This window comes from Faecalibacterium sp. DFI.5.82, from assembly GCF_029076575.1.
In the GTDB taxonomy this organism is placed as follows: domain Bacteria; phylum Bacillota; class Clostridia; order Oscillospirales; family Ruminococcaceae; genus Faecalibacterium; species Faecalibacterium duncaniae.
Genome location: NZ_JARFIS010000020.1, coordinates 1 through 3210, shown reverse-complemented (window position 1 = coordinate 3210; position 3210 = coordinate 1). Strand labels below are relative to the sequence as shown.

Annotated in this window: 6 protein-coding genes; all 6 read right to left on the bottom strand. The window is 48.6% G+C overall.

Annotated elements, in window-relative coordinates; translation table 11 throughout:
* On the bottom strand, positions 1–808 hold an 808-nt coding region (locus P0G09_RS15305; protein ID WP_275253076.1), incomplete at its 3' end, for a hypothetical protein.
* A 21-nt stretch (positions 809–829) separates the two neighbouring features.
* Positions 830–1552 (bottom strand): AAA family ATPase, encoded by a 723-nt coding sequence (locus tag P0G09_RS15300; RefSeq protein WP_275253075.1) that lies wholly within the window; start codon positions 1550–1552, stop codon positions 830–832.
* 34 nt (positions 1553–1586) lie between these two features.
* Positions 1587–1973: a DUF2500 domain-containing protein gene (locus P0G09_RS15295; RefSeq protein ID WP_055187002.1), complete on the bottom strand. Its 387-nt coding sequence runs from the start codon at positions 1971–1973 to the stop codon at positions 1587–1589.
* A gap of 1 nt (position 1974) precedes the next feature.
* Positions 1975–2322 carry a DUF6054 family protein gene (locus P0G09_RS15290; RefSeq protein ID WP_055187001.1) on the bottom strand — a complete coding sequence of 116 codons (348 nt, stop codon included), beginning with the start codon at positions 2320–2322 and terminating at the stop codon, positions 1975–1977.
* Between the two features lie 172 nt (positions 2323–2494).
* Positions 2495–2698, bottom strand: a complete 204-nt coding sequence (locus P0G09_RS15285) for a transposon-transfer assisting family protein (protein ID WP_275253074.1) — start codon at positions 2696–2698, stop codon at positions 2495–2497.
* Positions 2688–3210: YodL domain-containing protein (locus P0G09_RS15280; protein ID WP_275253073.1), on the bottom strand; the 523-nt coding region annotated here is incomplete at its 5' end. The genes P0G09_RS15280 and P0G09_RS15285, both read right to left, overlap by 11 nt.

The following is a 3210-nucleotide window of genomic DNA, read 5'->3' as shown; positions in this document are numbered from 1 at the left end:
CACGGCTCTGTGCCTGATTGATGTGATCCAGAACTGCCCAGTCTGCAAAGAGGCCGTCAAAGAAGAAATCCGCAAATTTCAAAAAGCTGTCCACCGTAACCTGAAGGTCTGCGGTGATCTCAACATCAGCAAGCTCAGTTTTGAACCGCCGCAGTTCCACTTGAAGCTGTTCGATTTGTTCCTGCGCATCGTCCAGTTCCGCATACTTGGCGAGATCCACCCCTAGACCACCGCCCATTACGTCCCATGTACTCCAGCCCTCGGCATTGTCGAGGGTTTCGAGAACTTCATTGACCGTGTGCAAGGCAGTCTTTCCGGCGTTGATGGCTTCCAGCAGCTCCCGCTTTTGGACTTTCAGTGCGGCAATGCGGCTTTCGCTTTCCGCAATCTGCTGTGCGGCAGGGTGGGCAGAGGCTTTGATGCTTTTGATTTTTTCGGAAAGAGCAGCTTGATACTGACTTTCGCAATCGGACAGCCGTGCCAGTCTATTTTGAATCTGCTCCAAGTCGGCATCAACGGAAGAAAGGTCATGGAGAGCAGCATCGTACTTAACACGGGCTGCATAGGCTTCCTGCCGTTCCTTGTCCAGCTTCTCATCCATCTTTCCGATGACCTGATAGAAAAATGCGGCAAGGCTGTGTCCCTCCAGACGGTCCACATCAGCCTGCTCTGCCAGCTTGGATTTTTCCAGCTTTTTCAGGCGGTCAGCAAGCGTATCTCTCTGGGCGGTCAGTTCTTTCTGTTTTGCTTCGCAGCTTTTCTTTTCAGCGACCTGCCGCCAAAGTTCTTTCAATGTAGAATCACTCATATGGAATGTCCTTTCCAGGCATTACGTTTCTTCATTCAGAAGCTGGTTCAAAAAATGCTGCCGATTATTTACAAATGTTTTGGTGATAACGTAGCTGTCCGTATCTTCATACTGACAAGGATGAATCGTGCCATTGTCGAAGCTAAAAATTTCAGCATCAGGCATTCCGAGGAGAATGGGTGAATGTGATACTATAATGAATTGCGCCCCTTCTTGGGCACACCGATAAATGTTAATCAGTAACGTGAGCTGCCTCTGCGGGGATAGCGCAGCTTCCGGCTCGTCAAAAATATAGACTCCATCTGCATCCATGTAGTCCTGCGCAATGGCGAGGAAACTTTCACCGTGTGATTTTTGGTGATAGCCTTTGGAGGGGTGATTGTCATCGGAATAGTCGATTTCCTTGGTGGCTACATTGTAGAAGCTCTCTGCCCGGAGAAAATACCCGAACTTTGGTCTACGATACCCTTTGGAAATCGTCATAGCCTCACATAGTTCCGAATGGGAGTTGTATGTGGAAAATGAATAATTCTTCGTTCCACCCTCTGCGTTGAAGCCGTAAGCAACAGCGATTGCTTCCAGAAGCGTAGATTTTCCGCTTCCATTTTCGCCAACAAAGAACGTAATGGGCTTATGGAATGTAAAAGTGTCGATTCCGCTGATGGCAGGAATCTGACGAATATAATTGTAGGGGCGAACTCTGTTCCAGTCGATGGTCAGCCCTTGGATAAACAGATCGTTCATACAGCACTCCTTACTATATAGTGTAGGAGAACACTTAGTTCCGCTCAAACCCAAGATAGCGGGTGCCCTGAAAACTCAGCTTTCCGATGTCGCCCTGCACGAGCAGACCATAATCGCTTCCGTCCACTTCAAATTCCATCCGGTCTCCGCTTTCTACCTGAAAGGTCACATAATAGGAAGTGTAGGTGCTGGTTCTATATCCATGTGCACCAGACAAATCTCCAGCATTTGCAGTGTCGGAATGCGAAATATCAGTTCGCTTTGCTACTACTGCTGCCGGAATAGATAGACGGGGTGAGTGATTGTTTTTGTTCCATGTGCGAAGATTTGAAATCAGCGTAAAAATAAATAGACACATCAATCCGAAAAAGATAAGTGGGAATACTATGCTGAACACAGCGTTAAACCAGCCAAAAAACATATTACTCCTCCAGAATTTCTTCCAGCAGCTCTTTTATATCGTCCAGAAAAGATTCTTCTCCGAGGGTGTTCACCTTGAAGAACACCGCTTGACTGCCTCCTGCGGTGATGGCAGACAGCCGAACCGGACTGTCCGCATTCTGGAACATGGTCAGAGTCAGACTCAGGCGGTTGCCGCCCATCATGCTGTACCGTTCAAACACCCGGACACTGCACCGAGCATCGCCCTCTTTGAAATCACTGCCTGCCTCCAAATCTGCAGACCAACTGCTGTCTGGAATTTCATTTTCCAGCTTCCGAAGCAACTTGTCAAAGTTTTTGTTTCGGATGGTCTTTTCAAAGATTGCCATAATGGTTCCTCCGTTCTGACAATAAAATTCAGTCCCTTAATCTTGATACGAGCAGAGCCACGGGAAAATTGCGGAGAAATCGCTTGAAGAGAGGATTTTTGTCTGATTTGATTATAGCATATCTTTTGGAAGAACAAAATACTTTATGTACGCCGCCCGCAGGCGGCAAAAATCAGTCCGGGGGAAATTCCAGTTCGGCAAACTCCGCATCGGTCAGCAGTTTCAACTTTTCGATAACACCCTCCGACAGTTCCTGCAGAGCGGTTTCATCGGGCATCAGGTAGCACTGCATGAGCCGCAACTCGTGGATAAGCCCCAGCCGGGTGCCGGTGTTGTAGAGCATCATCAGGGTCAATTCCTCGTGGTCAAAGTTCATGTTCATCCCTCGCTTTCCGGCAGACGGTAGGATTGCACTCCGGGGCATCGCACTTTTCCTTGAGATTCATCAGTACCGAATGGCGTTCCGGCTGCTTGTCCAGAAACCCCTGTAAATCTTTGAAGCCGATGCTGTCCACATAATGCACAGACACCTCGCCATTGCGTTTGAGTGCGATCACATCGCTGACCGACAGGCTGTGCCCCTCAAAATCCTGCGGACGGGAGAGGTTGAACACCTGAAACAGTTCTTCCAAAACCTCATTGTTCGGAGCATCCTGCCACATGGCGGGCAGATCAGCATAGTAGGTGACCTCGTAATGCTCCGGGTCGGGCGTTTTGCCTCGACGATTCAACTCCCGCATAGAAGCAAATCTTTCATCGAAGATTTTTTCGTCATGCCGCAGTTGCATCACCATATAAACATCGCATCCTGCGTTCAGAAATTTCTGCGGGATGTCCGGCATGAGTTCGCCGTCAAAATTCTGGTTCCATTTTTGCTGCATTGTCCAC